Genomic DNA, 25,421 nt, shown 5'->3' with positions numbered 1-25,421 from the left:
CGGGCCGATCAGCGCGTGGATGGTGCCGCGGCGAACCTGAAGGTTCACCTCCTTCACCGCCACGAACCCCTTGAACTCCTTCGTCAGGGTGCGCGCTTCCAGGATGATGTCGTCGGTCATCGGCGATGCGATCCTCTTGCCAGTCGTCGGCCGCGCAGCCAGCCGGCGATTCCAGGCGGAACCGACGACCGGAGCATCCCCATTGGTCCCGCCCGTCAGCCCTTGACGAGGGGGCACTTGCTTTCGGACAGTGGCAGGAAGGCGTCGTTGCCGGGGATGGTGCTGAGAATCTTGTAATAGTCCCAGCGTCCCTTGGACTCTTGCGGGCTATTGACCTCGACGAGGTGCATGTCGTGGACCATGCGGCCGTCGGCGCGGACCTTGCCGTTGCGGGCGAACATGTCCTCAATGGGCATGGTCTTCAGCTGGTTGACCACGGTCAGGCCCTTGTCGGTGCCGCTGGCGTCGATGGCCTTCAGGTAGTTCAGCACCGCTGAATAGACGCCGGCCTGCACCATGGTCGGCATCCTGCCCTCGAAGCGCTGGCCGAAGCGCTTGGCGAACTCCCGCGTCCGCTCGTCGGTGTCCCAGTACCAGCCGGTGGTGATGATCATTCCCTTGGTGACGTCGAGGCCGAGACTGTCAATGTCGGTCAAAAAGACCAACATGCCGACCATCTTCTGGCCACCCTGGGTCAGGCCGAACTCGTTGGCCTGCTTCACCGCATTGACGAAGTCGCCGCCGGCATTGGCGAGCGCCACCACCTGCGCGCCCGACGCCTGCGCCTGGAGCAGGAAGGAGGAGAAGTCCGGCGTCGCCACCGGGGCCCGGACCGTGCCCAGGACCTCGCCGCCGGCCTTCTTCACCGCGTTAGACGTGTTGGTTTCAAGGCTGCGGCCGAAGGTGTAGTCGGCGGTGATGAAGAACCATGACTTGTTGCCCTGCTGGGTCAGGGCGCGGCCGGCACCGTTGGCGAGCGCGTAGGTGTCGTAGGTCCAGTGGACGCTGGTGGGGGAGCATTTCTCGTTGGTTAGCTCGGTGGTGCCTGCGGTGGAGTTCAGGTGAACCCGTCCGGTCTCGCGCGTCACCTCCTGCACCGCGAGCGCCGCAGCGGAGTTGCCGACATCGACGATCACGTCGACCTGCTCGCGGTCGATCCACTGGCGGGAGACGCTGGCGGCGATGTCGGCCTTGTTCTGGTGGTCGGCGAAGACGACCTGGACAGGCGCGCCCTTGACCTTGCCGCCGAAATCCTCCACCGCCATCTGCGCGGCGACCACCGAGCCGCGCCCGGCGAGGTCGGCGTAGATGCCGGTCATGTCGTCGAGCACGGCGATCTTCACCACATTGTCGGAGATCTGCGCATGCGCCGTGCCGGCAAAGGCGACAGGCAGTGCGCCGGTGAAAGCGAAGGCGGCCATACTCGCGAGCAGAGCGGTATTGAGCGTCGTCATGCGTTCGTCCTCCCTATTCTGATTGATTTGAAGAGTGGTCTCAGGTTTTGGCCGTCGCCGCGGCGTCGCGCAGCAGGCGGCCGAGCAGGAACTGGTCGCTGTCGCCATGGGCCAGCCGCGTCTGGTCGGCCTGGGCGTCAATGGCGCGCTTGGTCATGCGCAGGGCCAGCGGCGGGACCGCCGCCGCCTCGCCCGCCAGCCGCAGGCTTTCGTCGACCGCGGCGCCATCCGCCGCGACGAGGTCGGCCAGACCCCAATCAAGCGCCAGCGCCGGATCGACCCGCAGGTCGGTGAACAGCAGCCGCTTGGCCCGGGCCGGACCGACCAGCGAGACCAGACGCGGCAGTCCGCCCCAGGCGAGGTTGAAGCCGAGCCGCGCCTCCGGCAGCCGCAGATGCGCGTCCCGCCCGAAGACCCGCAGATCCAGCGCCAGCGCCAGCACGCCGCCGCCGCCGACCGCCGGTCCCTCCACGGCGGCGATGGTGAGCTGGGGAAGCGCCGCCCAGGCGTCGCACAGGGCACGTCCGCGCTCGACCGCGGCGTGCTGCTCCAGGACATCCGCGCCGGTAGGCCAGAGCAGTGGATCTGACAGGTCAATGCCGCCGGAAAACACCGTGCCGGTACCCGTCAGCACCACCGCCCGAACGCTGGTGTCGGCGCGCAGGCGGTGGGCGACATCGGTCAGCCTCTCCATCGCTGCCGCGTTCAGGGCGTTGGCCCGCCCGCCCCGGTCGTAGCGGACAAGCGCCACCCCGTCCGCATGCTCGATCGAAACAAGGCTCATTCCGCTTTTTCCTCCCCACCAGGCTCCGCCAGCGCGGCGTGCCGTTCTTGCTGGCGTCAACTCCCTAACATTCTACTGAGTATGTTGCAATCTTTTGATTGGTGGTGCAAACATATGAACGACAGTCGCCAACACGGGCGCGAGGCCCGTGGTCCGGACAGGGATTGGAAAGAACAGGGAGGGTTTTCGGCGATGCACGGCGATGATTGGGCGCGGATCCCCACGGCGGACGAGTGCGTGCTGCGCAATCTTCTGGAAGGGCAGGCCGCGCGGCAGCCCGACGCGGTGTTCGTCGCCTTCTGGCGGGGCGAAAGCTGGAGCTACCGCGAGACGCTGGAGCGTGTCCGCCGCCGCGCCGGGGCCTTGCGGGCGCAGGGTGTCCGCCAGGGTGACCATGTGCTGTGCTGGATGGCAAACGGGCCGGATCTGCTGACCGCGTGGTTCGCCATCAATTATCTCGGCGCGGTCTATGTGCCGCTCAACACCGCAAGCCGCGGGCGTCCGCTGGAGCATATGCTGGACAATGTCGGCGCCACGATCCTCATTGCCCATGCTGCCCTGATCGGCCGTCTGGCGGAGATCGAGCGCGGGCCTCTGGTCAAGATCCTGACCGTCGGCACGGTGGATGCGGACCCGCCCGCGCTGCCCGGCGTCTCCGTCGCGCCGCTGGTCGATGCACCGGCCGATGCCGATCTCAGCCTGCCACTCGACCGGCCGATCCAGCCCTGGGACCCCCATGCGATCATGTATTCGTCGGGCACCACCGGGGCGGCCAAGGGGGTCGTGACCTCCTACGTGCAGATCTACACGATGGGGCCGGATGCCTTCGACAGCATCACAGCAGACGACCGCTGCATGATTTGCGGGCCGATTTTCCATTGCGGCAGCACGCTTTACGTCTACTGCATGCTGGGCAAGGGCGGGTCCATAGCGATGGTTCCGGAGTTCCGGACGCCGGACTTCTGGGACTCGATCCGCGACACCGGCAGCACGGTGGTCCTGCTTCTGGGCATCATGGCGAATTTCCTGATGAAGGCGCCGCCGGACGCGCGGGACCGCGACCATACCCTCAAGAAGGTCTTCATCGTCCCCTTCGGCGAGGACTCGCCCCGATTCGGCGAGCGCTTCGGCGTCGAACTCCACACGGTCTACAACATGACCGAGATCGCCAGCCCCCTGACGGCCGGCCCGCGGACCGCCGGACCGGACGGGATGGTGCCGGGCCTGTGCGGCCGTGCGCGCCCCAGCTTCGAGCTGCGCGTGGTCGACGGCAACGACGCCGAGCTGCCGCCGGGCACCATCGGCGAGCTGATCATCCGCACACACCGGCCCTGGGCGCTCGGCTCCGGCTATTACCGCAACCCGGAGGCGACGCTGGCGTCCATGCGCAATGGCTGGTTCCACACAGGTGACGCCTTCCGCATGGAGGCGGACGGGCGCTTCTTCTTCGTCGACCGTCTGAAGGACGTCATCCGCCGCCGCGGCGAGAACATCTCCTCCTTCGAGCTGGAGGCGGAGATCTGCGCCCATCCGGCGGTGCGCGAGGCGGTGACCGTCGCCGTGCCCAGCGACGTCGGCGAGGATGAGGTGCTGGCAGTCGTCGCCCCGATCCCCGGCGCCGCGATCGACCCGGCCGAACTGATCGGCTTCCTGGCCGCGAGGGTGGCGCACTACATGGTCCCGCGCTATGTCCGCGTGGTGGAGGAGCTGCCCAAGACGGCAAGCGGCAAGCTCCAGAAGCACATGTTGCGCGCCGACGGCCTGACCGAGGATTGCTGGGACCGCGAGGCCGCGGGCATCCGCCTCAAGCGTGAAAGGCTCGTCTGAGAGGCGACCCGATGCAGTGAGCGTTCAACGGTGGCCGAGCCCCTCTCCCGCGACGGAAGAGGGGTTTTCCTTCATCCTGGCGCGTTCAGCCCCTGCATGATCGAATCCACGATCTTATCGGCGAGGATCTCGCGGTCGTCACGGGTCTCGGCGGGGCGGGGGCGGTACCAGATCGACAGCCAGTTGATGGCGCCCAGCGCCACCTTGACCGCCACCGACACGTCGCTGGTGCGGATCGAGCCGTCCTCGACCCCCTCGTAGGTGATCCGCTTGAACAGGCTCTCGAAGTCGTTGCGCACGGTCATCAGCTCGGCCAGCGTGCGGCGCTGCTCGGGCGTCGTAGCGCCGAAACGGTGCATCTCGACACCCTGCACCACCACCGCCTCCAGGGCGAGATTCTCCATCATCGACAGGGCGTGCTGGCGGAACATGGCGCTGAGGCGCTTCGCCGCTGGCTCCGGCCCCTTCATCACCGGGGTGACGGCCTCGAAGTTGCGCCGCATTCCCTCGCGATGGACGTCGAAGAACAGCTCCGTCTTCGAGCGGTAGTAATGGTAGATGCGACCCTTCGTAGCACCCAGACGCCGCGCCACGTCATCGATGCTCGTCGCGTGATAGCCCTGCTCCATGAAGCATTCGGCGGCGGCGGTCAGGATATCGATGTTCCCGGTCTTGTCGATGCGGGGTGACAGCTGGCTCTTTTCACTGCTCATCGTCCAGTTCCAACTCGATAATTTCGTCGGCGATCAATCCGTTCCGCCCGCATCATCCCTTCGCGGCACCCCGGCGGGGGCCGGTCAGGTGAAGCTAGGACCAATCCATCCCACAGGCAACATTTCTGCCTGGACAGAGCGGGCTCACTCACATACTACTTGGTAGGTTTTCTCTGCGTGATGCAAGCAAACTTTGCGGCAAGCGCACCCAACCGAAGGCCACACGCATGTGGCCCACCCGAACATGGCCCAAACAAGGACGGGAACACGCCCAATGAACGAACCCATTCCCGCCGAGGATCTGGAGCGGCGTGTCGGCGGCGAGATCGGTGTGTCGCGCTGGTTCGAGATCGATCAGCGGCGCATCGACGCCTTCGCCGACGCCATCGACGACCACCAGTTCATCCATGTCGATCCTGAGCGGGCAAGCCGCGACACGCCCTTCGGCAGCACCATCGCCCACGGCTTCCTGTCGCTGTCGCTGCTGACGGCGATGGGAAAGGGCGTACTGCCGACGATCGCCGGAGAGGCGATGCTCATCAATTACGGCTTCGACCGCGTCCGCTTCCCCGCCCCGGTTCGATCCGGCGCGCGGGTCCGCGCCCGCTTCGTGCTGAGCGAGGTCACCCGCCGGTCTGATCGGGAACTGGCCGCGCGCTATGCGGTGACGGTGGAGATCGAGGGCGGCGGCAGGCCGGCGCTGGCGGCCGACTGGATCATCCTGACCCTTTTGAAAGAACAGGTGAACGCAGCATGAGCATTCAATCGGACGGTATGGGGGCTGACGGCATCCGCTTCGACGGGCGGGTCGCCATCGTCACCGGGGCGGGGAACGGCCTGGGGCGCCGCTATGCGCTGGAACTGGCGGCGCGCGGCGCCAGGGTCGTGGTCAACGACCTGGGTGGCGGGCGCGACGGCCGCGGCGCTTCCGATGCCGCCGAGACCGTCGTCGAGGAGATCCGCAGCCGCGGCGGCGAGGCCATCGCCGACGGCGCGAACGTCACCGACCCGGCGCAGGTTGCCGCCATGGTTGAGCGCGCCCACGGCATTTGGGACCGCATCGACGTGCTGATCAACAACGCCGGCATCCTGCGCGACAAGAGCTTCGCCAAGATGGAGCTGGAGGATTTCCGCTCGGTCGTCGACGTGCATCTGATGGGGGCGGCCAACGTCACCCATGCGGTGTGGCCGATCATGCGGGCGCAGGGCTATGGCCGCGTCCTGATGACGACCTCCACCTCCGGCGTCTACGGCAATTTCGGCCAGTCGAACTACGGCGCCGCGAAGGCCGGTCTGGTCGGGCTGATGAACGTCCTGCATCTGGAGGGCATCCGCAACGGCATCCACGTCAACGCGGTCGCCCCGACGGCGGCGACCCGCATGACCTCCGACATCCTAGACGAGACGGCGCTGGCCCGGCTGAACCCGGATTTCGTAACCCCGGCGGCGCTGTTCCTGGTGTCGGAGCGGGCGCCCAGCCGCACGGTGATCCTCGCCGGCGCCGGCACCTATGCCCGGCTCGCCATCGTCGAATCGGACGGCGTCTTCCTGCCCGAGGGCGAGCGGACGCTGGAGGCCGTGGCCGCCCGCTTCGCCGAGATCGCCTCGCTCGACCGCCAGCACGAGATCGACGCCGGCCTGAGCCATGTCGACCGCATCCTGAAGCGCGCGGCGGACGCCGCCGGCTGAGCCGGCCAGCCGAGACCCCGCTGAAACAAGGTGAAGACCGGTGAGAGAAGCCGTCATCGTATCGACCGCCCGCACGGCCATCGGCAAGGCCTACCGCGGCGCCTTCAACGACACCCAGGCGCAGGCGCTGGGCGGGCACGCCATCGCCCTTGCCGTCACCCGTGCCGGGATCGATCCCGCCGAAATCGACGACGTGGTGATGGGGGCGGCGCTACAGCAGGGCGCCACCCACATGAACATGGCCCGGCAATGCGCGCTGCGCGCCGGACTGCCCACCTCGGTGGCGGCGCAGTCGGTGGACCGGCAATGCGCCTCCGGCCTGATGGCCATCGCCATCGCCGCCAAGCAGATCGTCGCCGACGGCATGACCGTGGCGGTCGGCGGCGGGCTGGAATCGCTGTCGCTGGTGCAGACCGACCGTATGAACGTCGAGCGCTGGCGCGATCCCTGGCTGGTCGAGCACCGCCCCGACGTCTACATGGCGATGATCGAGACGGCGGAGATCGTGGCGGCGCGCTACGGCGTGCCGCGCGAGGCGCAGGACGCCTACGCCGCCCGCTCCCAGGCCCGCACCGCCAAGGCGCAGGATGCCGGGCGCTTCGACGCGGAGATCGTGCCGCTCACCACCACCATGACCCGTTTCGACAAGGCGACCGGCGAGACCACCCGTCATACGGTCACGCTGGACCGTGACGAGAGCAACCGGCCGGACACCACGCTGGCCGGGCTGTCGGCGCTGAAGCCGGTGTTCCGCGACGGCCAGCAGATCCGGGAAGGACGCTTCGTCACCGCCGGCAACGCCTCGCAACTGTCGGACGGGGCGTCGGCCTGCGTGCTGATGGAGTCAGCGGAGGCCGAACGGCGGGGTTTGCAGGCGCTCGGTACCTACCGGGGCATCGCGGTCGCCGGCTGCGACCCGGACGAAATGGGGATCGGCCCGGTCTTCGCGGTGCCAAAGCTGCTGAAGCGGCATGGACTGACCGTCGACGACATCGGGCTGTGGGAGCTGAACGAGGCCTTCGCCGCGCAGGTGATCCACTGCCGCGACCGGCTCGCTATCCCCGACGAGCGACTGAACGTCAATGGCGGGGCCATCGCCATCGGCCATCCTTATGGAATGTCGGGCGCCCGTCTGGTCGGCCACGCCCTGATCGAGGGAAAGCGCCGGGGTGTGCGCCATGTCGTCGTCACCATGTGCGTCGGTGGCGGCATGGGCGCCGCCGGCCTGTTCGAAGTCGCCTGAATCTCCAAAGCACAGCCCGATACAGGGAGGAACCCAAATGGACCGCAAGCACGACACCCGCGCCTCCTACCCCCACTTCCAGATCGTCCCGACCCGGTGGATGGACAACGACGCCTACGGCCACGTCAACAATGTGGTCTATTACAGCTACTTCGACACGGTGGTGAACCAGTACCTGATCGAGAACGGCGCGCTCGACATCGAAAGCAGCCCGGTGATCGGACTGGTAGTAGACACCGGCTGCAGCTATTACGCACCGGTCAGCTTCCCCGACCGGGTCGAGGCCGGGCTTCGCGTGGCGCGGCTGGGCACCAGCAGCGTCCGCTACGAGGTCGGGCTTTTCCGCAACGACGACCCCACCCCGGCGGCCTGCGGGCATTTCGTGCATGTCTATGTCGATCGCGAGACGCGCCGCCCGGCGGCGCTGCCGGAGAAACTCCGCATGGTGCTCGGGCGGCTGGTCACGCCGGCCGAAACCGACTGACCCCCAATCCGGTGAGGACCGAGACATGATGGACTTCGTGTTCGAAACCACGCCGAAGCTGGTGTGCGAGGTCGGGGGGGCGGCCCGTTTGGGCGGGATGACCAAGGAACTGGGCATCCGCCGCGCGCTGATCGTCACCGACCCTGGTCTGGTGGCGGCCGGGTTGCTGGAGCCGGTCGAGGCCGGCTTCAAGGCCGCCGGCACGGCCTGCGCCCTGTTTTCCGACGTGCTGGCCGACCCACCGGAAGAGTCGGTCGCGCTGGCGGTGCGGGCGGCACGCGACGCCGGGGCCGACGGGGTGATCGGCTTCGGCGGCGGCAGCTCGCTCGACACCGCCAAGCTGGTCGCCCTGCTGGCCGGCACGTCGCAGGAGCTGCCGGACATCTACGGCATCGGCCTCGCCAAGGGGCCGCGCCTGCCGCTGATCCAGGTACCGACCACCGCCGGCACGGGATCGGAGGTGACGCCGATCGCCATCGTCACCACGCCGGCCAGCGAGAAGAAGGGGGTGGTTTCCAGTCTTCTCTATCCCGACCTGGCGGTGCTCGACGCCAATCTGACGCTGGGGCTGCCGCCGCGGGTCACCGCGATGACCGGCATCGACGCGATGGTCCACGCCATAGAGGCCTACACCACCCGCCACAAGAAGAACCCGCTGTCCGACAGCCTCGCGCTGCGGGCGCTGGGCCTGCTGGGTGGCAACATCCGCGCCGTCATCGCGGACGGGCGCGACGTCGCCGCCCGCGCGGTGATGCTCCAAGGCTCGCTGCTCGCTGGCATCGCCTTCGCCAACGCGCCCGTCGGGGCGGTCCACGCCCTGGCCTATCCGCTGGGGGGCCATTTCCACGTGCCGCACGGACTGAGCAATGCGCTGATGCTCGGGCCGGTGCTGGAATTCAATCGACCGGCCGCGGAGGGTCTTTATGCCGAACTCGCCCCGGCGGTCCTGCCCGGCCGCTCCTTCGCCACGCCGGCCGGGGCGGCAGCGGCCTTCATCGACGCCATGCGCGATCTCGTCGCCGCCATGCCGATGGAGCAGCGGCTGGAACAGGTTGGCATTCGGCGTGACGATCTGCCGATGCTAGCCGCCGACGCCATGAAGGTGCAAAGGCTATTGGTCAACAATCTGCGCGATGTCCGCTACGAGGATGCCTTGGGCCTCTACGAACAGGCATGGTGAAGATAATCTTGCTCCGGTCCAGTGAACCCGTGTCCACCGAACCAGGGGAACCAGGGCAAGATCAGTCGATGCCAGCCTGATCTGCGCGGACGCCAACAGTCAGCGCTCGGCGGCGGGATCGGAGGAGGTCGACTGGGAGGCGATGGCGGCGACCCGGCGCTCGGTCCGAGAATATCTCGATACGCTGGACGAGGCCGGCTCGGGTGCCGCTAGCGAGGTGAAGCCCAAGTTTGTCTCGCGCTCGGATCCCGCCGCGCAATGGACGGGGGCGCACAAGGGTGTTGTCAGGTTGGCGTGAGCCGCTCGGGCGTGGCAGGCTGGCGAGCATGGGCACGGCGTTCAATCCCTATCGCGGTTTCCGCTTTCCGGCCGAGATCATCAGCGAAGCGGTGTGGCTGTACCACTGCTTCAGCTTGAGCCTGCGGGAGGTCGAGCTGATGCTGGCGGCGCGCGGTATCGAGGTCAGTTACGAGACCATCCGGGAATGGGGTCTCCGGTTCGGGCGCGACTTCGCCAACACCCTCAAGCGCCGCCGCTCCAAGCCGGGCGACAAATGGTTCCTGGATGAGGTCTTCATCCACATCCGCGGCAAACAGCACTATCTCTGGCGCGCCGTTGACCAGAAAAGAGTGGTGCTGGACATCCTGGTCCAGACCCGGCGCAACACGAAGGCGGCCGAGCGCTTCTTCCGCGAATTGCTGAAAGGACTGCGCTATGCGCCGCGGGTCATCATCACGGACAAGCTGAAATCCTACGCGGCAGCGAAGAGGGAGATGAAGCTCGGCAGCGAGCATCGGCAATGCCGATACCTGAACAATCGCTGCGAAGTCTTGCACCAGCCGACCAGACGGCGCGAGCGGCACATGAAGCGGTTCAAATCCTCCCGGCAGGCCCAGCGGTTTCTCTCCATCCACAGCCGGATCTACAATCACTTCCAACTGCGCCGCCACCTGATCTCTGCTTCCGAGTACCGCGCCGCCCGCGCTCGAGCGCTCGCCGGCTGGCGCGAGGTGACCGGCCTCGCCCAGGTTAGCTGACCAAAGACCCAGCAGCGTGGCTGCTCGTCCTTATTGCGCCCTTGGTTGGTCAAGTTGACAACACCTATCTCCATCGCCGGCGGCCTGTTGCAGATTGTCGCCTTCGGTGCCGGCCGTTTCAGCCTCGATGCCCGCCGCTAATGCCGGCAAACCCAACCGACGGTGCGGAGGCGCCACGGCGCCTCCCCCGCTGGCCAGATCTCGATCCGCTTAGGGACCGACCGGCAGCGCGATGGCGTCGGCCGGTCCCCATTCCATCTGATAACGGCTGCCCGGGCGCACATGCTGGTGGTCGGCGTTGTTGGGAATTTTCGCGACCAGCCCGGCGGCCGGACCGTCCGCCAAGTGCACGCGGATGTGGTCGCCCAGATAGATCAGTTCGGCAACATGGGCGAAAAGACCCTCCCCTCCGGCCTCACCAGCCGGCGCCAGCCGGACCCGCTCGGGCCGCAGCGACACGGTGACAGAGGCCCCGGCCTCCAGTCCGGCGGCAACACGGGCCTGCACCACCGAACCGCTCTCCAGCTTGACGGTCCCACTGTCGCCCTGCCGGTCGACCAGCACGCCGGACAGCCGGTTGTTCTCGCCGATGAAGCCGGCGACGAAAACGGTGGCCGGCTCCTCATACAGTTCCGCCGGCGTCGCCAACTGCTCCACCCGGCCGCGGTTGAAGACGGCGATGCGGTCGGACATGGTCAGCGCCTCCGCCTGATCATGCGTGACATAGACCATGGTCACGCCGAGACGCTCATGCAGATGCTTGATCTCGAACTGCATGTGTTCCCGCAGATTCTTGTCCAGCGCGCCCAGCGGCTCGTCCATCAGCACCAGATCCGGTTCGAACACCAGCGCCCGCGCCAGCGCCACCCGCTGCTGCTGCCCGCCCGAAAGCTGGGACGGACGGCGCTGCGCCAGCGCCCCCATCTGCACCATGTCGAGCGCGCGGGCCACCCGCTGCTCCGTCTCCGCCCGCCCCATCCGCCGCACCTTCAGCGGATAGGCCAGATTCTCGGCGATGGTCATGTGGGGGAACAGCGCGTAGTTCTGGAACACCATGCCGATGTTGCGGCGGTGCGGCGGCACATTCTGGATCGGCTTGCCGGCCACGCGAATTTCGCCGCGCGACGGCGCCTCGAACCCCGCCAGCATCATCAGGCTGGTGGTCTTGCCGGAACCGGACGGCCCCAACATCGTCAGGAACTCCCCCTTCGGAATCGACAGGTCCAGCCCCTCGATCACCAGAGTGCGCCCGTCATAGCTTTTCTGGACGCCGGAGAACTCCACAAATCCTTGGCTTTCCATGATCTTACCCTCCAGGATCAGGCGGCGTGGACGGGCGGGCGACGGTCCCGCCAGGGGCGGGTGCGTTCCAGTTGGCCGGCGAGACGGAACAACGTCGCCTCGTCACCTGCTCGGCCGGTGAACTGGGAACCGACCGGCAGCCCCTCGGCATTCCAGGACAGCGGAACGCTCATCGCCGGCAGGCCGGCCATGTTGGCGAAGGTGGTGAAGGCCAGGAACTGCATGAAGCGGTCCATCGCCGCCTCCCCACCATGCAGTCCGGCATCGAAATGGCCGAGCTTCGGCGGCGGAGAACCCAGCGTCGGCGTCAGCCACACATCGTAGCGTTCCAGGAAATGCCCGAGGATGCGGGAGAAGCCGTGGAACCAGCCGAGATCCGTCACGTAATCCGCCGCCAGGATGTGGCTGCCACGCTCGAACAGATATCGGTTGAAAGGCTCGACCTCTTCCGCCAGCGCGGCGGGGGAGCGGTTGGTGGCACGGCCGATGCTCCACAGGCTGCGCGTGGCTGTCATCGACCAGAAACGGCGATAGGTGGATTGATATTGCTCGGCGTCGAAGACCGGGGCGGCGATCTCCACGTCATGACCGAGCTCGGCACAGAGACGCGCGGTGTCGCGCACCGCCGCCACGCAATCCGGATCGACGTCGGTGCCCAGCAGCGACTGGTCGGTGACGGCGATGCGCAGGCGTCGGGGCTCGCGGCCGACCTGCGACAGGAAGCTGTCCGCTGGCGGCGCCGCGCTGTAGGGATCGCCAGCCATCGGCCCCTGGGTGGCGTCGAGCAGGGCCGCGCTGTCGCGCACGGTCATCGTCACCACATGTTCGTTGACGATGCCACCCAGGCTGTCGCCCAGGTCCGGCCCCATGGTGATGCGTCCCCGCGTCGGCTTCAGCCCGAACAACCCGCAGCAGGACGCAGGAATGCGGATGGAGCCAGCGCCGTCGCCGCCATGGGCCGCCGGCACCATGCCGCCCGCGACCGCAGCCGCGGCACCGCCGCTCGACCCGCCGCTGGAGCGTCTCGGGTCCCACGGGTTGCGGGTCGGGCCGAACAGCACCGGCTCCGTCGTGCCGAGCGTGCCGAACTCGCACAGGTTGGTTTTGCCGACCGTCAGCAGGCCGGCGCGACGGTAGCGCGCCATCAACTCGCTGTCATGGTCGACGACAGCGCCGGCCAGCAGGCGGGAAGCGCCGGTGGTTGGCGTGCCACTGACGTGGCAGTAGAGATCCTTGATCAGGAATGGCGCGCCGGCAAAGGGGCCGGACGACGCCTCCCCCGTCTCCAGCGCGGCGCGCGCTTGGTCGTAGAGCGGCAGGATCACCGCGTTCAGCACCGGGTTTACCGCCTCGATGCGCGCGATGGTGGCGTCGAGCAGCTCGGCGGCGCTGAGTTCGCCATCGCGGATCAGGCCGGCTTGGTCGATCAGGTCGAAATATGGCATGGCGCATCCCTCAGGCGGCAAGGCTGTCACGGGACAGCGTGTCGGCAACGTCGTCCAGCGCGGCGCGCAGCCGCTCCACCAGCGCGTCGATCTGAGCGGGTTCGATGACGTAGGGCGGGCAGAGCGCGATGTTGTCGCCCATGTTGCGGATGATCGCGCCGTGGGCGAGGCAGCGCCGCTCGACCTGGGCGCCGACCCGCAGCGCGGGATCGAACTCGCGGCCGGTCACCGGGTCGGCGGTCAGGCCAATGCCGGCCAACAGACCGACGCTGCGGATCTCACCGACCAGCGGGTGCCCGGCCAGCCCCTCGTCCAATGCGGCGCGCAGATGGGCGCCCAGCCGGCGGGCCCGGCCGACCACGTCGATCTCGTGATAGATGCGGATCGCCTCGGTCGCGACCGCCGCCGACACCGGATGGCCGGAATAGGTGAAGCCGTGGCCGAAGACGCCGATCTCCGCGCTCTGGTCGGCGACCGTCTGATAAATGCGGTCGCTCAGCGCCACCGCGGCGATGGGGATGGCGCCCGACGACAGTCCCTTCGCCATCGACATCATGTCCGGCAGGAAGCCGAAGGTCTGGCTGCCGAACCAGTTGCCGGTACGGCCGAACCCGCAGATTACCTCGTCGGCCAGCAGCAGGATGTCATAACGGGCCAGCACCGCCTGGATTTCAGGAAAATAGGTTTCCGGCGGCAGGATCACCCCGCCCGCCCCCATCACCGGTTCGGCGATCATCGCCGCGATGCTGTCGGCGCCTTCCGCCTCGATCAGCGCCTCAAGTTCGGCCGCCAGCCGCGTCGCGTAATCTTCCCTGCTTTCGCCCAGTTCCGCATGGCGGGCATGGTTGGGGCAGGCGGTGAAGACCACGCCCTGGTCCGGCAGGTTGAAGGCGCGGTGCATGTGCGGCAGGCCGCTGAGTGCCGCACCCATTACCGTGCTGCCGTGGAAGGCACCGGTGCGGCTGATGATCTTGCGCTTCTCCGGCCGTCCGCGCGCGGCGTTGTAGTACCAAGCCAGCTTCACCATGGTGTCGTTGGCTTCCGACCCGGAATTGGCGAAGAAGATCTTGCCGCCCTTGATCGGCGAGATGGCCGAAATCGCCTCGGCCAGCGCCACGCAGGCGTCGTTCGTGCGGTGGTTGAAGGTGTGGTAGGTCGCCAGCGTCCGCATCTGGCGGGCGGCGACCTCGGCCAGCCGCGCCTCGTCGAAGCCGAGAGACGCACACCACAGCCCAGCCATCCCCTCGATATAGCGGCGGCCGGATTCGTCCATGACATGGACGCCGTCCCCCCGCACCAGGGTGAGCGGGCCACGGTCCTCGTGGGCGCGGGCATTGGTTTGCGAATGCAGATGCAGGTCGATGTCCAAGGCACGAAGGGCGTTGGTCATGGGATCGGCTCTTCCTGATTGCGGGAATTGGGTGAGGAGAGCGCTGACGGCGTTCCAACCGCGGACTTGGCTGGGGACTGGGTCGGAAGGAGCAGCAACGTCGCACTTGCCATTCCCAACTTGTATCTTATAAGTTATAAGTTGTCGAGGGCAATTCGGCGCGCCCTTGGACCCCATCGCCTACGATCCAGCGCCGATCCGCTGACAGGATGACCATGCCAACGACCGCCATTGCCGGACCGGCGCCCGACCCCATGGGCGCCGGCCGCCCCCTGACGCCCGAAATCCTGGCCCCCGAAACCGTCGCCCATCTGGAGGAACGCGCCCGTCACGTTCGGCTGGAGACGATCCGGCTGATCGCCATCGCCAAGGTCGGCCACTATTCCTCGACCTTCTCCTGCGCGGAGCTGTTCGCGACGCTCTATTACGACGCCATGCGCCTGCGGCACGGGGAACCGCGCTGGCCGGACCGTGACCGGTTCCTGATGGGCAAGGGCCATGCCGCGGTCGGGCTTTACCCGCTGCTGGCCGACTGGGGCTTCTTCCCGAAGGAACTGCTGGACGGCTACACCCGGCTTGGCAACCCGCTGGGTGACCACCCGGACATGACCAAGGTGCCGGGGGTGGATTTCAGCTCCGGCTCCATCGGTCACGCGCTGTCCGCGGGTCTCGGCATGGTGATGGGCGGCCGGATGCTTGGCCAGCGCTTCGACGTCTATGTCATGCTCGGTGACGGCGAGATGCAGGAGGGGCAGGTGTGGGAAGCGGCAATGGCCGCCGCCCACCAGAGGGCCGGCAACCTGATCGCCATCGTCGACCGCAACGGCTACCAGCTCGACGGCCAGGTGGACGAGGTGATGGGAATCGAGCCGCTGGCCGACAAATGGCGCGCCTTCGGCTGGGAGGTGCATGAGGTGGACGGCCACGACGTCGCCGCCCTCGCCACCCTGTTCCGCCGGCTGAAGCAGGACGAGGCGCGTGAGACGCCCGCCTGCATCATCGCCAGGACGCTGAAGGGCAAGGGCGTCGGCTACATGGAGCGGGAGGCCGGCTGGCACCTGGGATATCTGGCTCCGGAGGACGAGGCCGCCGCCATCGCCGAGATCATGGGGCAGGCCGCCGCCCGCACCCGTTTCCAGGGAGACGCCCGATGACAGCCGCCGACACTCTCACCGGACCGGTCAATCCCGGCAGCTGGCAGTACCGGCAGCTCAACTCCCGCGCCCCCGGATTGTCCTATCTGTCGGACGCGCTGTCGGCGCTGGTGGCGGACGGCCACCCGGTGATGGCCGGGACCGCCGACCTGCAATATTCCAATGGCCTCGCCCGCTTCGCCGCCCGCCATCCCGACCGCTTCATCCAGTTCGGCATCTCGGAGCAGAACATGGTGTCGGCGGCGGCCGGCATCGCCACCACCGGCGTGATGCCCTTCGTCGCGACCTTTGCCTCCTTCCTCGGGCTTTTGTGCTGCGAGCAGATCCGCATGGACGTCGCCTATTCCGCCCTGCCGGTGCGGCTGATCGGGCACCATGCCGGTATCGCTCTCGGCTTCTACGGCACCTCGCACCATGCGACCGAGGATCTGGCGATCATGCGCTCCATCGCCGGGCTGACCGTGGTCAATCCGGCCGACGGGCCGCAGCTGGCCGCCGCGATCAAGGCATCGGCCGACCACCCGGAGCCGATCTATTTCCGCATCGGCCGCGGGCAGGAACCGAACGTCTATGACGACCTGCCCGATTTCCGGTTCGGCAAAGCCATCGAGCACGAGACGGGCACCGACCTGACCATCATCGCCTGCGGCACCATGGTCCACCCCTGCCTTGAAGCGGTGCGGGCGCTGCGGGCGTCCGGCCTGTCGGTCGGGCTGATCGATATGCACACGATCAAGCCGCTTGACCGCGACGCCGTGCTGACGGCGGCTGAACGCTCCCGCATCATCCTGACGGTGGAGGAGCACAACATCCTCGGCGGGCTCGGCGGTGCGGTGGCGGAGGTGATGGCGGAGGCCGGCACCAAGGCGCTGCTGATCCGCCACGGCATCCGCGACGAATACAGCCTGATCGCCCCGCCGACCCATCTCTACCGCCACTACCAGCTCGACGCCGCCGGCATCGAGACGGTCGTCCGCGACATCCTGGCCTGACACCGCCAGCCGGGACGGGCCGATCCGCCGCCCGTCCCGGCAGCCCCGACGAGGACCAATCATGCCAATCGAAAACGACAACGCCGCGCTGACCGCGCGGGCGCGGGCCGTCATGCCCGGCGGGCTGCTCAGCCCCAGCCGCCAGCTGGCGCACCCCTATGTCTTCGTGCGCGCCGCTGGCCCATACCTGTACGATGCCGATGGCAACGAGCATGTCGATTATCACTGCGGCTTCGGCGCCAACATGCTGGGACACTGCGCCGCCGCCGTGCGCGACCGCGTGACGGCAGTGTCCGAACGCATCGACCTGATCGGTGCCGCGGCGCTGGATCTGGAGATCGAGGCGGCGGAAACGCTGGTCCGCCTGATCCCCTGCGCCGATCAGGTGGCCTTCTGCAGCAGCGGGTCGGAGGCGACCTACCACGCGCTGCGGCTGGCCCGCGCAGCCACCGGGCGGCGGACCGTCATCAAGTTCCAGGGCGGCTATCACGGCTGGCACGACTATGTCGCCATGAACGTGCAGTCGCCCGCCGACCGCATCGGCCAATACGACCCGGTGTGCGACGGCATCCTGCTCGACGCCGCCCGGCACACAATGGTCCTGTCCTACAACGACGCCCAGGCGGTGGAGGATTACCTGTCCGCCCATCCGGGCGAGGTCGCCGCGGTGATCGTCGAGCCGATCGGCCACAACATGGGATCGGTGATCGCCCATGATGCCTTCCTGCGCGACCTGCGCCGGCTGACCGCCGACCACGGCACCGTGCTGATCTTCGACGAGGTCATCACCGGCTTCCGCCACGCGCTCGGCGGCTACCAGTCCATCGTCGGGGTGACACCCGACCTCGCCACCTTCGGCAAGGCGGTGGCGTCCGGCCATCCGGTCGGGATCCTGGCCGGACGCGCCGACCTGATGGAACGGCTGGGGCGGACCGGCGAAGGCGCGGTCTTCATGGGCGGCACCTTCAACGGCACGCCGCCCTCGCTGGCGGCCCTCTTGGCGACCATCCGCGAGCTGGAGCGGCCGGGCACCTACGAGCGGCTGTTCGCGCTCGGCGACCGCATGCGGACGGGACTGTCGGCCATCGTGGAGCGGCTGGGGATTCCGGCGCAGCCGGCGGGCTACGGCTCAGTCTGGCTGCTCTATTTCTTCCAGGGAGCCTTCGAGCGGTACGAGGATCTGCTGCGCAACGACAACGCCACCGACCTCGCCTTCCGCCGGCGGCTGGTGAAGCAGCGGTTCATCTTCCAGCCCCTGCCGCTGAAGCGCCTCTACCTGTCGACCGCCCATGACGAGGCGCTGATCGACCGCACGCTGGACGCCATCGCGGAGACGCTGCATGCGCTGCGTCCGGCGATGCGGGTCGGCGTCTGACTTTCTGTGTTATAGCTTATAGGACGGCAGGAGGCTACGCCGCGGCGTAGCCCAAGGCGCAGCCCCTGCCGTCCGTCCGTGTGTGAGGAGATGATGTCGTGCGAATGCAGCCGATCGAACCGGGAAACCTGTCGGCGCGGTCCTATGTGGCGGTGCGCGAAGCGCTGATCGCCGGGAGCTTCAAACCCGGCCAGCGGCTGGTCATGCAGGATCTGGCGGACGAGCTGGGCACCAGCATAACGCCGGTGCGTGAGGCCTGCCTGCGGCTGGTCAGCGAACAGGGGCTGGAACTGAGATCGGGCCGCTTCGTCTGCGTGCCGGGGCTCAGCCTGTCGCGCTATCTGGAAATCCGCACCATCCGCATCGCGTTGGAAGGTCTGGCGGCGGAACTCGGTGCTACCCATGCCACGGCGGAGGATATCGCCCGCCTGACCGAGGCGCATGCCCGGTTCGACGCGGCGGAGCGCGCGCGCGACGTCAAGGCGGCACTTCAGCACAACCGCGACTTCCACTTCGCGGTCTATAGGTTGTCGGGAATGGAGATGCTGGTCGGCCAGATCGAGAGCCTGTGGGTGTCGATGGGACCAATCCTGAACGTGTTCTACAACGAGGTCGAACACGACGATTATGCCGGCGCCGACGAGCATCTGGCCTTGATCGCCGCACTCCGCGCCCATGACGGCCCCGCCGCGCGGGCCGCCATCGAACGCGACATCATCCGCGGCGGCGAGAGCCTGATCCCCTATCTCGAAAAGGTCGGCCAGTCCCTGACGCCGGCCTGACCGGCGCCAGGGCGCAGTCCTTTTCTCACTCCTCGTCCAGACCGCGCGGGGTGCGCATCCCGGCGGTCTCGCCGCCGTCGATGGTCAGGACGGTGCCGTTGACATAGCTCGACCGCTCCGACAGCAGCCAGGCGACCGCGTCGGCGACTTCCTCCGGCGCGCCGAAACGGCCGGCGGGAATGCGCTGCTCCAGACGGCGGCGCCTGATCTCCTGCGTCTTGATCCCCTGCATCATGCGGGTGTCGATCTGGCCCGGGCAGACGGCGTTGAAGCGGACCTCGTCGCCGAACTCCAGCGCCAGCGCCTGGGTCATGCCGATCACCGCCGCCTTCGACGCGCAGTAGATCGCCAACCCCTCCTCCCCGATCTTGCCGGCGACGGAGGCGACGTTCACCACAGCGCCGCGCGCCGCCCGCAGTCCCGGCAGGGCAAGGCGGGTGTACAGGAAGGCGCTGCGGGCGTTCACCGCCATCACCTGGTCCCAATCCTCCACCTGCGCCTCGGCGAAGGCGACGCGGCGTGACATGCCGGCATTGTTGACCAGCCCGTCGATACGGCCATCGCCAAGGTCCATCGCGCGCCCGACCGCAAGGGCACAGTCGTCGGGCGAGGCGACGTCTCCCCGCTGGAAGACGGCGCCCGGGCAGCGGCGGGCGAGTTCGGCGCCGGCCGCCTCATCCCGGCCAGTGAAGAGGACGGCCTGCCCCTCGCCGGTCAGGCGCTCCACACAGGCGCGGCCGATGCCGTGCGTGCCGCCGGTTACGATGATCATGCGTTGCTCCCAGGCTTTGAACCGGTCCCCCGCCCCAGCCGGGCGAGGAGGACCATGAAGACGATGGTGACGCCGACCAGCAGGGTCGACATCGCCAGGATGGACGGGTCGATGGTGTCGCGGATGCCGTCGAACATCTGGCGCGGCAGGGTCCGCTGCTCCGGCCCGCCGATGAACAGCGCCACCACCACCTCGTCGAAGGAAAAGATGAAGGCGAACAGGCCGCCGGACAGCACGCCCGGCAGTATCAGCGGCAGCGTCACGGTCAGTAAGACCCGCACCGGCGAGGCGCCCAGGCTGTAGGCCGCCCGCACCAGGGTGGTATCGAAGTTGCGCAGGGTCGCCGTCACCGTGATGACGACGAAGGGCGCGCCCAGTGCCGCATGCGCCAGGATCAGCCCGAGATAGGACGCGGTGAGGCCGATCCGCGCGAACAGGAAATACATGGCGACGCCGCTGATCACCACCGGCACCACCATCGGCGCGATCAGCAGGCCGAGCAGGAAGGACCGCCCCGGCAGGTCGTTGCGCGCCAGCCCCAGCGCCGCCAGCGTGCCGAGCAGCGTGGCCAGCGCCATGGCGCCGGTGCCGACGATCAGGCTGTTGCGCAGCGCCGGCAGCCAGGGGCCGGACGCCGCCATCACCTTCTCGTACCATTGCAGCGACAGGCCGGGGATCGGGTAGGACAGGAAGCCGGCGGAGCTGAAGGAAATCGGGACGACCGCCAGGATCGGCCCCACAAGGAAGACCATCATCGCGCAGCAGAAGGCATAGTGGAGAACACGGGTGGGATTGGACATGGTTCGGCCTCTCTTCCGGACGCGGGGACCTCACTGGATGCCGGCGATGCGGCCGACGCCGATCAGGCGCCCGACCGTCGCGTAGAGCAGCATGATGCAGGCGAGCAGGATCGCCCCCAGCGCCGAGGACAGGCCCCAATTGATGGTGGTGTTCGCGTAGTAGGCGATGAAATAGCTGGTCATCTGGTCGCGGGCGCCGCCGACCAGGCTGGGCGTGATGTAATAGCCGACGCCGATGATGAAGGTCATCAGGCACCCCGCCCCGACGCCCGGCAGAGTCATCGGCAGATAGATCTTGAGGAAGCCGACCGCCGGATGGGCGCCCAGCGAGGCCGAGGCCCGCATGTAGGATGGCGAGATACCCTTCATCACGCTGAGGATCGGCAGGATCATGAATGGCAGCAGGATGTGCACCATCGCGACATAAAGGCCGAAGCGGTTGAACACCAATTCCAGCGGCGCATCGACGATGCCGAGCCGGGTCAGCAGCCCGTTCAGCACGCCTTCCTTCTGCAGCACGACGATCCAGGCGCTGGTCCGCACCAGCAGCGAGGTCCAGAAGGGCAGCAGCACGCAGACCATCAGCACCGACGCGAAGCCGCGCCGCAGGCTGACCAACGCATGGGCGAGCGGGAAGCCCAGCACGAAGCACAGGAGCGTGGTGACGAAGCCGATCCACAGGGTGCGGCCCAGCGTGTCGATGTAGATGCGCTCCTCCGCCGGAGCCCGCACGATGGACCCGCTGTCGTCCATCCGCAGGTCGAGCGCCGTCAGCAGGTAATAGGGCGTCAGCGGCGGGCTGGCCCGCCGCAGCGCCGCCCAGGTGGCAGGCTCGCCCCAGCGCGGATCGATGGCGGTCAGTTCCGCCGCCCAGCCCGCCTGCGGCCGGTCGATGGCGCGGACGGACCGCGCGGTCCTGGTCAGCAGCGCCCGGTAGCCGGAGCGTTCGTAATTCAGGCGCCGGCTCGCCTCGCCCAGACGGGGTTCGCGATAGGCGGCCTTCAGGTCGCGGGCCAGCGCGGCATAGGCACTTTCGGGCGGCAGTCCCTCGCCGGTCCAGCCGCGCATTTCCGCAGCGACGCCGGGCAGCGCCTCGCCCACCTCGCCATTCTCCACCGCGTGGAACAGCATGCCGCCCAGCGGCAGCACGAAGACCAGGGTGAGGAACAGGACGAGCGGCGCGATCAGCAGGGCTGAAACCATCCGGGCCTTCGCACGCGACGACAGGGACGGCGGCGCAAGCGCCGAAGCCCCTTCCATTGCTTCTGTGGTGGTTGCCATGCGCGTCATCGCTCCTTCCTGCCGGTCATCGGGAGCGCCAGTTGGCGAAGCGCGCTTCCAACGCCTCGCCATGGTCGGCCCAGAAGGCCGTGTCGAGCGGGACCGCCAGGGCGAAATTCGCCGGGCTCGTCGGCAGGTCGGCGGCCAGCGTCGGATCGACGGCGAGGTTCGCCTTGCGGTTGGTCACGCCATAGGCGATGTGGCTGGGGAAATGCGCCTGCACCTCCGGCCGGCTGGCGAAGGCGATGAAGTGCTCCGCCGTGGCGCGGTTCTTCGCCCCCTTCGGGATCGCCCAATAATCGACGCCCAGCACCTGCCCGTCCCAGGAAAGCGCGAAGGACCGCCCGCCCTGGTTGGCCGCCGCCACCCGACCGTTGAAGGCGGCCGCCATGACCACGTCGCCGGCAGCCAGCCGCTCGATCGGCTCGGCGCCGGAAGTCCACCACAGGATATTCGGCTTGAGCCTGTCGAGCGATGCGAAGGCACGCTCCACCCCGGCCGGGGTCGCCAACACCTTGTACACCTCCTCACGCGTCACGCCATCGGCCAGCAGGGCGATCTCCAGCGTCATCTTGGCGGTCTGGCGCAGGCCGCGCTTTCCCGGCCAACGCTGCACGTTCCAGAAATCGGCCCAGCTCTTCGGTCCGTCGGCGGTGCGCGAGCGGTCATAGGTCATCACCATCGACCAGACGAAGGCGCCGACACCGCATTCGCTGTAAGCCCCGTCGATGAAATCCCTGCGGTCGCCGATCCCGGTCCAGTCGATCTTCTCGAACAGCCCTTCCTCGCAGCCGCTCAGCAGGCTGTTCTGTTCGACCTGCAGCACATCCCAGCTGACGCTGCCGGTATCGACCATGGCGCGGACCTTCGCCATCTGACCCGAATAGGAATCCTCGGTCAGTTGCACCTTGTTGGCATCGGCGAAGGGGCGGAAGAACACCGCGCGTTCGGCGTCCTGCAGCACACCGCCGGCACCGACGACTGTCAATTGCTCGGTTTGCGCGGGAGATTGCGCCAGGGCCGGCGCGGACAACAGCCCGACGGCCAGCGCGCATCCGACGATGCGCGTCGCGTGAAGCATCATGTTTCTCACCTGTTCAGAAAACTGGTTGCGGTCGGCTCTGCACCCGGTCCGGTGAACCCGGATCTATTGGGCGACCCAGCGCTCGAAGCGCTGCTGCAACTCGTCCTCGTTGTTCACCCAGAAGGGCGTGTCGATCATCAGCGCGCCCGCCATATTCTGCGGGGCGGTCGGCAGGTCCGGCTGGATTTTCGGATCGATCAGGGCGGAGGCGCGGCCGTTGGTGACGCCGTAGGGGATCGTCTCGGCAAAGCGCTTTTGCGCATCGGCACTCGTCATGTAGGCGACCAGGTCCCTGGCCGCCGCCAGCTTGTCGGTTCCCTTGGGGATCGTCCAGTAATCGGCGGAATAGAGCTGCTGCGTCCACAGCATGGTGAAGGACCGCCCGTCCTTGTTGGCGGCGGCGACCCGCCCGTTGTAGGCGGAGGTCATGACGACATTGCCGGCGGCGAGCCATTCGACCGGCTGCGCGCCGCTGACCCACCAGCGGATGTGCGGCTTGATCTGGTCCAGCTTGGCGAAGGCGCGGTCCACCCCCGCCTTGGTGCCCAGCGTCTCATAGAGCTTGTCGGGGGCGACGCCGTCGGCCAGCAGGGCGATCTCCAGCGTCATGCGCGCCTGCTTGCGCAAGCCGCGTTCGCCCGGCCAGCGCTTGAGGTCCCAGAAATCCGCCCAGGATTTCACGCCGGGGGTCTTGGCCGGATCGAAGGCCAGCACCTTCGACCAGACGAAGGCACCGACGCCGCAAGGCGCCTTGACCTGCGGGATGATGTCGGCGGCGTTCGGCTGGCTTTTCCAGTCGAAGGGTTCGAGAAGCCCCTCGTCGCAGGCCAGAGTCATCTCGTTCTCGTCCATTTGCAAGACGTCCCACGTGACCGTCCGCGACTGGTTCATCGCCTTCAGCTTGGCGATGCCGCCGGTGTAGGATTCCTCGATCAGCGGCGCACCCGACCGTTTGGAAAAAGGCTCGAAATAGGCGGTCCGCATCGCGTCCTGCAACGATCCGCCGAACCCAACGACGGTCAGGTCACGCGCATGCGATGACCCGGACGCAATCAGTATGGCGAACACTATGGGCGCGCAAAGGCGCCCTGCCCGTCTCGTCGTCATCCGACCCTCCTTGTTTGGAACCCGGAAGGCCGGCGACGTCCCACCGCACCGGACCATCCGATGCGTCAATCTTATAAGTTATAAGTTACCTGTCAAGACGGGCAATTCGGTCAATGCCGTGAGTGGCGGACTGCAGCACTGACCGCGAGCAAGCCGGCCATCATCACGAATTCGACGCCCTTGACCGACGCGGCGAGGTCCGGCGGCAACAGCAGGATCAGAACATGCGCACCGATTAGCATGATGATCGCCAGCACAACCGCAGTGCCGAGCGAGCGCAGCGCCAGAATCGCGGCACAGCCGATTGTGGTCAGAAACGAGCCAACGGCAGCGAAATGAAGGTCGAAATGGAGCGGGATTAGGTCCGATGCACCGCCGCCGAGTTGACCGGCGATCGACAGCAGGTGATTGCCGAGCCAGCCGAGAAGGCGCTGATTGCCCGACGGCAACATCAACAGGTCCAGCACCCCGCGAACGACGGAGCAGCCGGCACTGTGCAGCTTGCAGGAAAGGGTCGACAGAACATCGCCGGCGGCGACGCAGAGGGAGGTGGATTGGCTCATGATCCGCGTCCTTGGATCTTTGGGAGAGATCAGGATCAGGCCGGACGCGAACGGATTGCCGTGCCGGTCATGCAAGGACGCTAAATGTTTTTACGCGAACGATAAACCAAGGAGATCGAAGAAATCCGTTGCACAATCAGGAACAATCAACGGCGATTCCCCTCGCGCAGCAGCATGTGCTTGGACCCCAGATCGGCCAGCCGGCAGGTGCGCGTGCCGATGACGGCGAACTCCCAGCCCTGCGTCAGGGTGGAGCGGTCGGTCAGCACCAGCTGCACATGCTCGCGCCCCGCGCGGGGCGGGTTGCGTCCGGCCAGCGCCAGCGGGTGGGAGGGGCGGCAACCGGCACCAACTCGCCGAAGCCGACGCCGATCCGCTCAATGCCGTCGATCTCCATGTCCAGCGGTCCGCTGATGCCGATCGTCGCTGCCCGGTTGAGCACCATCTGGGTCACCGCACCCAGCGTCTCGACAGGAAGGCGCAAGGTCACGGTCGGGTAGGCTTCGGGGAAAGCCTTCAGCGCGTCGACCACCCTCCAGGCCGGCAGCATGACGTCGAGCGCCAGAAGCACCTCGGACTCCAGCCCCTCGATCAGGCCCTTCAAGGCCCTTCACCTTGGCGCGCAGGCTGCCCATGCCGATGGCGATGGTCCGCGCCTCCGACAAAACGGCGCGGCCGGCGTCGGTCAGCTGCGGCCGCTTGGTGGTCTCGCGGTCGAACAGGGAGACGCCCAGCTGCATCTCCAGATTCGCGATGGAATAGCTGATGACGGAAGTCGCCCGCCCCACTTGCGCGCCGCCCCGGCGAAACTGCCGGTGTCCACCACAGTCAAGAACACACGAAGCTGGTCGAAGGTCGGGATGCCGGGATCTGACGATGGCGGCGGCAGTGAGCAAGGAGAGGACGATCCGTCCGAGCCTATCCTGCCGTCGATCCAGGCGTTTGTTCGCGAGCAGCCAAGCG

Annotated in this window: 24 protein-coding genes and 3 pseudogenes; 12 read left to right on the top strand and 15 right to left on the bottom strand. The window is 67.5% G+C overall.

The features are described from left to right. The 3 genes and pseudogenes from TSH20_RS35795 to TSH20_RS23765 all read right to left on the bottom strand — a co-directional run. Positions 1–120, bottom strand: a pseudogene (locus TSH20_RS35795) (ABC transporter ATP-binding protein); the annotation flags it as partial. Positions 121–215: 95 nt separating this feature from the next. Beyond that, positions 216–1,454: an ABC transporter substrate-binding protein gene (locus TSH20_RS23770; protein ID WP_247871108.1), complete on the bottom strand. Its 1,239-nt coding sequence runs from the start codon at positions 1,452–1,454 to the stop codon at positions 216–218. Between the two features lie 40 nt (positions 1,455–1,494). Then, complete coding sequence (locus TSH20_RS23765) at positions 1,495–2,238, bottom strand: enoyl-CoA hydratase/isomerase family protein (RefSeq protein ID WP_109155596.1); 744 nt, start codon at positions 2,236–2,238, stop codon at positions 1,495–1,497. Positions 2,239–2,430: 192 nt separating this feature from the next. Here TSH20_RS23765 and TSH20_RS23760 point away from each other — a divergent pair, with 192 nt between their 5' ends. Then, on the top strand, positions 2,431–4,065 hold the full coding sequence (locus tag TSH20_RS23760; protein WP_109155597.1) for an AMP-binding protein: 1,635 nt from the start codon (positions 2,431–2,433) through the stop codon (positions 4,063–4,065). Positions 4,066–4,136: 71 nt separating this feature from the next. Here TSH20_RS23760 and TSH20_RS23755 read toward each other — a convergent pair whose 3' ends face one another. Beyond that, entirely contained in the window at positions 4,137–4,778 is a 642-nt protein-coding gene (locus tag TSH20_RS23755) for a TetR/AcrR family transcriptional regulator (RefSeq protein WP_109155598.1), read from the bottom strand. A 274-nt stretch (positions 4,779–5,052) separates the two neighbouring features. On the opposite strand from TSH20_RS23755, the gene TSH20_RS23750 reads away from it, so the two are divergent. The 7 genes and pseudogenes from TSH20_RS23750 to TSH20_RS23720 all read left to right on the top strand — a co-directional run bounded on the left by TSH20_RS23750 (position 5,053) and on the right by TSH20_RS23720 (position 10,469). Next, a complete protein-coding gene (locus TSH20_RS23750; RefSeq protein WP_109155599.1) occupies positions 5,053–5,535 on the top strand; it encodes a MaoC family dehydratase in 483 nt (160 codons plus the stop codon). Then, entirely contained in the window at positions 5,532–6,467 is a 936-nt protein-coding gene (locus TSH20_RS23745; protein WP_247871109.1) for an SDR family NAD(P)-dependent oxidoreductase, read from the top strand. Before TSH20_RS23750 ends, TSH20_RS23745 begins: the two co-directional genes overlap by 4 nt. 40 nt (positions 6,468–6,507) lie before the next feature. After that, complete coding sequence (locus TSH20_RS23740; RefSeq protein ID WP_109155601.1) at positions 6,508–7,710, top strand: acetyl-CoA C-acyltransferase; 1,203 nt, start codon at positions 6,508–6,510, stop codon at positions 7,708–7,710. A gap of 37 nt (positions 7,711–7,747) precedes the next feature. After that, positions 7,748–8,194 carry a thioesterase family protein gene (locus TSH20_RS23735; protein WP_109155602.1) on the top strand — a complete coding sequence of 149 codons (447 nt, stop codon included), beginning with the start codon at positions 7,748–7,750 and terminating at the stop codon, positions 8,192–8,194. 25 nt (positions 8,195–8,219) lie between these two features. Further along, a complete protein-coding gene (locus TSH20_RS23730) occupies positions 8,220–9,374 on the top strand; it encodes an iron-containing alcohol dehydrogenase (RefSeq protein WP_109155603.1) in 1,155 nt (384 codons plus the stop codon). 61 nt (positions 9,375–9,435) lie between these two features. After that, a pseudogene (locus TSH20_RS23725) lies at positions 9,436–9,651 on the top strand (IS5/IS1182 family transposase); the annotation flags it as partial. Positions 9,652–9,700: 49 nt separating this feature from the next. Then, positions 9,701–10,469: pseudogene (locus TSH20_RS23720) on the top strand (IS6 family transposase). 152 nt (positions 10,470–10,621) lie between these two features. Here the strand turns inward: TSH20_RS23720 and TSH20_RS23710 are convergent. The 3 genes from TSH20_RS23710 to TSH20_RS23700 are packed head-to-tail and all read right to left on the bottom strand — an operon-like array spanning position 10,622 to position 14,548. Continuing rightward, positions 10,622–11,713 carry an ABC transporter ATP-binding protein gene (locus TSH20_RS23710; protein WP_109155605.1) on the bottom strand — a complete coding sequence of 364 codons (1,092 nt, stop codon included), beginning with the start codon at positions 11,711–11,713 and terminating at the stop codon, positions 10,622–10,624. A 17-nt stretch (positions 11,714–11,730) separates the two neighbouring features. Continuing rightward, positions 11,731–13,158, bottom strand: a complete 1,428-nt coding sequence (locus tag TSH20_RS23705; protein ID WP_109155606.1) for an amidase — start codon at positions 13,156–13,158, stop codon at positions 11,731–11,733. 10 nt (positions 13,159–13,168) lie between these two features. Further along, complete coding sequence (locus TSH20_RS23700) at positions 13,169–14,548, bottom strand: aminotransferase (RefSeq protein WP_109155607.1); 1,380 nt, start codon at positions 14,546–14,548, stop codon at positions 13,169–13,171. Between the two features lie 215 nt (positions 14,549–14,763). Between TSH20_RS23700 and TSH20_RS23695 the strand changes: the two genes are divergently transcribed. The 4 genes from TSH20_RS23695 (at position 14,764) to TSH20_RS23680 (ending at position 18,851) form a co-directional block, all read left to right on the top strand. Continuing rightward, complete coding sequence (locus TSH20_RS23695) at positions 14,764–15,702, top strand: transketolase (RefSeq protein ID WP_199231858.1); 939 nt, start codon at positions 14,764–14,766, stop codon at positions 15,700–15,702. Then, a complete protein-coding gene (locus tag TSH20_RS23690; protein ID WP_109155609.1) occupies positions 15,699–16,694 on the top strand; it encodes a transketolase C-terminal domain-containing protein in 996 nt (331 codons plus the stop codon). Before TSH20_RS23695 ends, TSH20_RS23690 begins: the two co-directional genes overlap by 4 nt. Before the next feature lie 61 nt (positions 16,695–16,755). Then, the gene (locus tag TSH20_RS23685; RefSeq protein WP_109155610.1) at positions 16,756–18,069 is read left to right on the top strand and encodes an aspartate aminotransferase family protein; all 1,314 of its coding nucleotides are present in this window, start codon (positions 16,756–16,758) and stop codon (positions 18,067–18,069) included. Positions 18,070–18,173: 104 nt separating this feature from the next. Beyond that, on the top strand, positions 18,174–18,851 hold the full coding sequence (locus TSH20_RS23680; protein WP_247871112.1) for a GntR family transcriptional regulator: 678 nt from the start codon (positions 18,174–18,176) through the stop codon (positions 18,849–18,851). A 25-nt stretch (positions 18,852–18,876) separates the two neighbouring features. Here the strand turns inward: TSH20_RS23680 and TSH20_RS23675 are convergent, their stop codons facing one another. From TSH20_RS23675 to TSH20_RS35790, 8 genes are all read right to left on the bottom strand, one after another. Further along, a complete protein-coding gene (locus TSH20_RS23675) occupies positions 18,877–19,623 on the bottom strand; it encodes an SDR family oxidoreductase (RefSeq protein ID WP_109155612.1) in 747 nt (248 codons plus the stop codon). Continuing rightward, positions 19,620–20,423 carry an ABC transporter permease gene (locus tag TSH20_RS23670; protein WP_109155613.1) on the bottom strand — a complete coding sequence of 268 codons (804 nt, stop codon included), beginning with the start codon at positions 20,421–20,423 and terminating at the stop codon, positions 19,620–19,622. The genes TSH20_RS23675 and TSH20_RS23670 overlap by 4 nt, the downstream gene beginning before the upstream one ends. 30 nt (positions 20,424–20,453) lie before the next feature. After that, positions 20,454–21,704, bottom strand: coding sequence for an ABC transporter permease (locus TSH20_RS23665; RefSeq protein WP_109155616.1), 1,251 nt, complete (start codon positions 21,702–21,704; stop codon positions 20,454–20,456). Between the two features lie 25 nt (positions 21,705–21,729). Beyond that, positions 21,730–22,788: an ABC transporter substrate-binding protein gene (locus TSH20_RS23660; RefSeq protein ID WP_247871110.1), complete on the bottom strand. Its 1,059-nt coding sequence runs from the start codon at positions 22,786–22,788 to the stop codon at positions 21,730–21,732. A gap of 63 nt (positions 22,789–22,851) precedes the next feature. Then, positions 22,852–23,772 carry an ABC transporter substrate-binding protein gene (locus TSH20_RS23655; protein ID WP_199231859.1) on the bottom strand — a complete coding sequence of 307 codons (921 nt, stop codon included), beginning with the start codon at positions 23,770–23,772 and terminating at the stop codon, positions 22,852–22,854. A gap of 233 nt (positions 23,773–24,005) precedes the next feature. Beyond that, positions 24,006–24,458 (bottom strand): hypothetical protein, encoded by a 453-nt coding sequence (locus TSH20_RS23650; RefSeq protein ID WP_109155615.1) that lies wholly within the window; start codon positions 24,456–24,458, stop codon positions 24,006–24,008. 146 nt (positions 24,459–24,604) lie between these two features. After that, entirely contained in the window at positions 24,605–24,736 is a 132-nt protein-coding gene (locus tag TSH20_RS36185) for a hypothetical protein (RefSeq protein WP_256379215.1), read from the bottom strand. Then, positions 24,721–25,062 carry a hypothetical protein gene (locus TSH20_RS35790; protein WP_247871111.1) on the bottom strand — a complete coding sequence of 114 codons (342 nt, stop codon included), beginning with the start codon at positions 25,060–25,062 and terminating at the stop codon, positions 24,721–24,723. Before TSH20_RS35790 ends, TSH20_RS36185 begins: the two co-directional genes overlap by 16 nt. Positions 25,063–25,421: the final 359 nt, after the last annotated feature.

The sequence above is a fragment of the Azospirillum sp. TSH20 genome, assembly GCF_003115935.1.
Lineage (GTDB): Bacteria > Pseudomonadota > Alphaproteobacteria > Azospirillales > Azospirillaceae > Azospirillum.
Note: the sequence above shows the minus strand (reverse complement) of the source record. Positions and strands in the feature narration are given on the sequence as shown.

Coding starts and splice junctions, on each gene's coding strand:
- TSH20_RS23750 (WP_109155599.1), top strand. CDS start 5,053: ATGAACGAACCCATTCCCGCCGAGGATCTGGAGCGGCGTGTCGGCGGC.
- TSH20_RS23705 (WP_109155606.1), bottom strand. CDS start 13,158: ATGCCATATTTCGACCTGATCGACCAAGCCGGCCTGATCCGCGATGGC.
- TSH20_RS23695 (WP_199231858.1), top strand. CDS start 14,764: ATGCCAACGACCGCCATTGCCGGACCGGCGCCCGACCCCATGGGCGCC.
- TSH20_RS23690 (WP_109155609.1), top strand. CDS start 15,699: ATGACAGCCGCCGACACTCTCACCGGACCGGTCAATCCCGGCAGCTGG.
- TSH20_RS23755 (WP_109155598.1), bottom strand. CDS start 4,778: ATGAGCAGTGAAAAGAGCCAGCTGTCACCCCGCATCGACAAGACCGGG.
- TSH20_RS23680 (WP_247871112.1), top strand. CDS start 18,174: ATGCAGCCGATCGAACCGGGAAACCTGTCGGCGCGGTCCTATGTGGCG.
- TSH20_RS23735 (WP_109155602.1), top strand. CDS start 7,748: ATGGACCGCAAGCACGACACCCGCGCCTCCTACCCCCACTTCCAGATC.
- TSH20_RS23675 (WP_109155612.1), bottom strand. CDS start 19,623: ATGATCATCGTAACCGGCGGCACGCACGGCATCGGCCGCGCCTGTGTG.
- TSH20_RS23650 (WP_109155615.1), bottom strand. CDS start 24,458: ATGAGCCAATCCACCTCCCTCTGCGTCGCCGCCGGCGATGTTCTGTCG.
- TSH20_RS23685 (WP_109155610.1), top strand. CDS start 16,756: ATGCCAATCGAAAACGACAACGCCGCGCTGACCGCGCGGGCGCGGGCC.
- TSH20_RS23665 (WP_109155616.1), bottom strand. CDS start 21,704: ATGGCAACCACCACAGAAGCAATGGAAGGGGCTTCGGCGCTTGCGCCG.
- TSH20_RS23730 (WP_109155603.1), top strand. CDS start 8,220: ATGATGGACTTCGTGTTCGAAACCACGCCGAAGCTGGTGTGCGAGGTC.
- TSH20_RS23700 (WP_109155607.1), bottom strand. CDS start 14,548: ATGACCAACGCCCTTCGTGCCTTGGACATCGACCTGCATCTGCATTCG.
- TSH20_RS23655 (WP_199231859.1), bottom strand. CDS start 23,772: ATGCGGACCGCCTATTTCGAGCCTTTTTCCAAACGGTCGGGTGCGCCG.
- TSH20_RS23770 (WP_247871108.1), bottom strand. CDS start 1,454: ATGACGACGCTCAATACCGCTCTGCTCGCGAGTATGGCCGCCTTCGCT.
- TSH20_RS23760 (WP_109155597.1), top strand. CDS start 2,431: ATGCACGGCGATGATTGGGCGCGGATCCCCACGGCGGACGAGTGCGTG.
- TSH20_RS23745 (WP_247871109.1), top strand. CDS start 5,532: ATGAGCATTCAATCGGACGGTATGGGGGCTGACGGCATCCGCTTCGAC.
- TSH20_RS23765 (WP_109155596.1), bottom strand. CDS start 2,238: ATGAGCCTTGTTTCGATCGAGCATGCGGACGGGGTGGCGCTTGTCCGC.
- TSH20_RS23710 (WP_109155605.1), bottom strand. CDS start 11,713: ATGGAAAGCCAAGGATTTGTGGAGTTCTCCGGCGTCCAGAAAAGCTAT.
- TSH20_RS23660 (WP_247871110.1), bottom strand. CDS start 22,788: ATGATGCTTCACGCGACGCGCATCGTCGGATGCGCGCTGGCCGTCGGG.
- TSH20_RS23670 (WP_109155613.1), bottom strand. CDS start 20,423: ATGTCCAATCCCACCCGTGTTCTCCACTATGCCTTCTGCTGCGCGATG.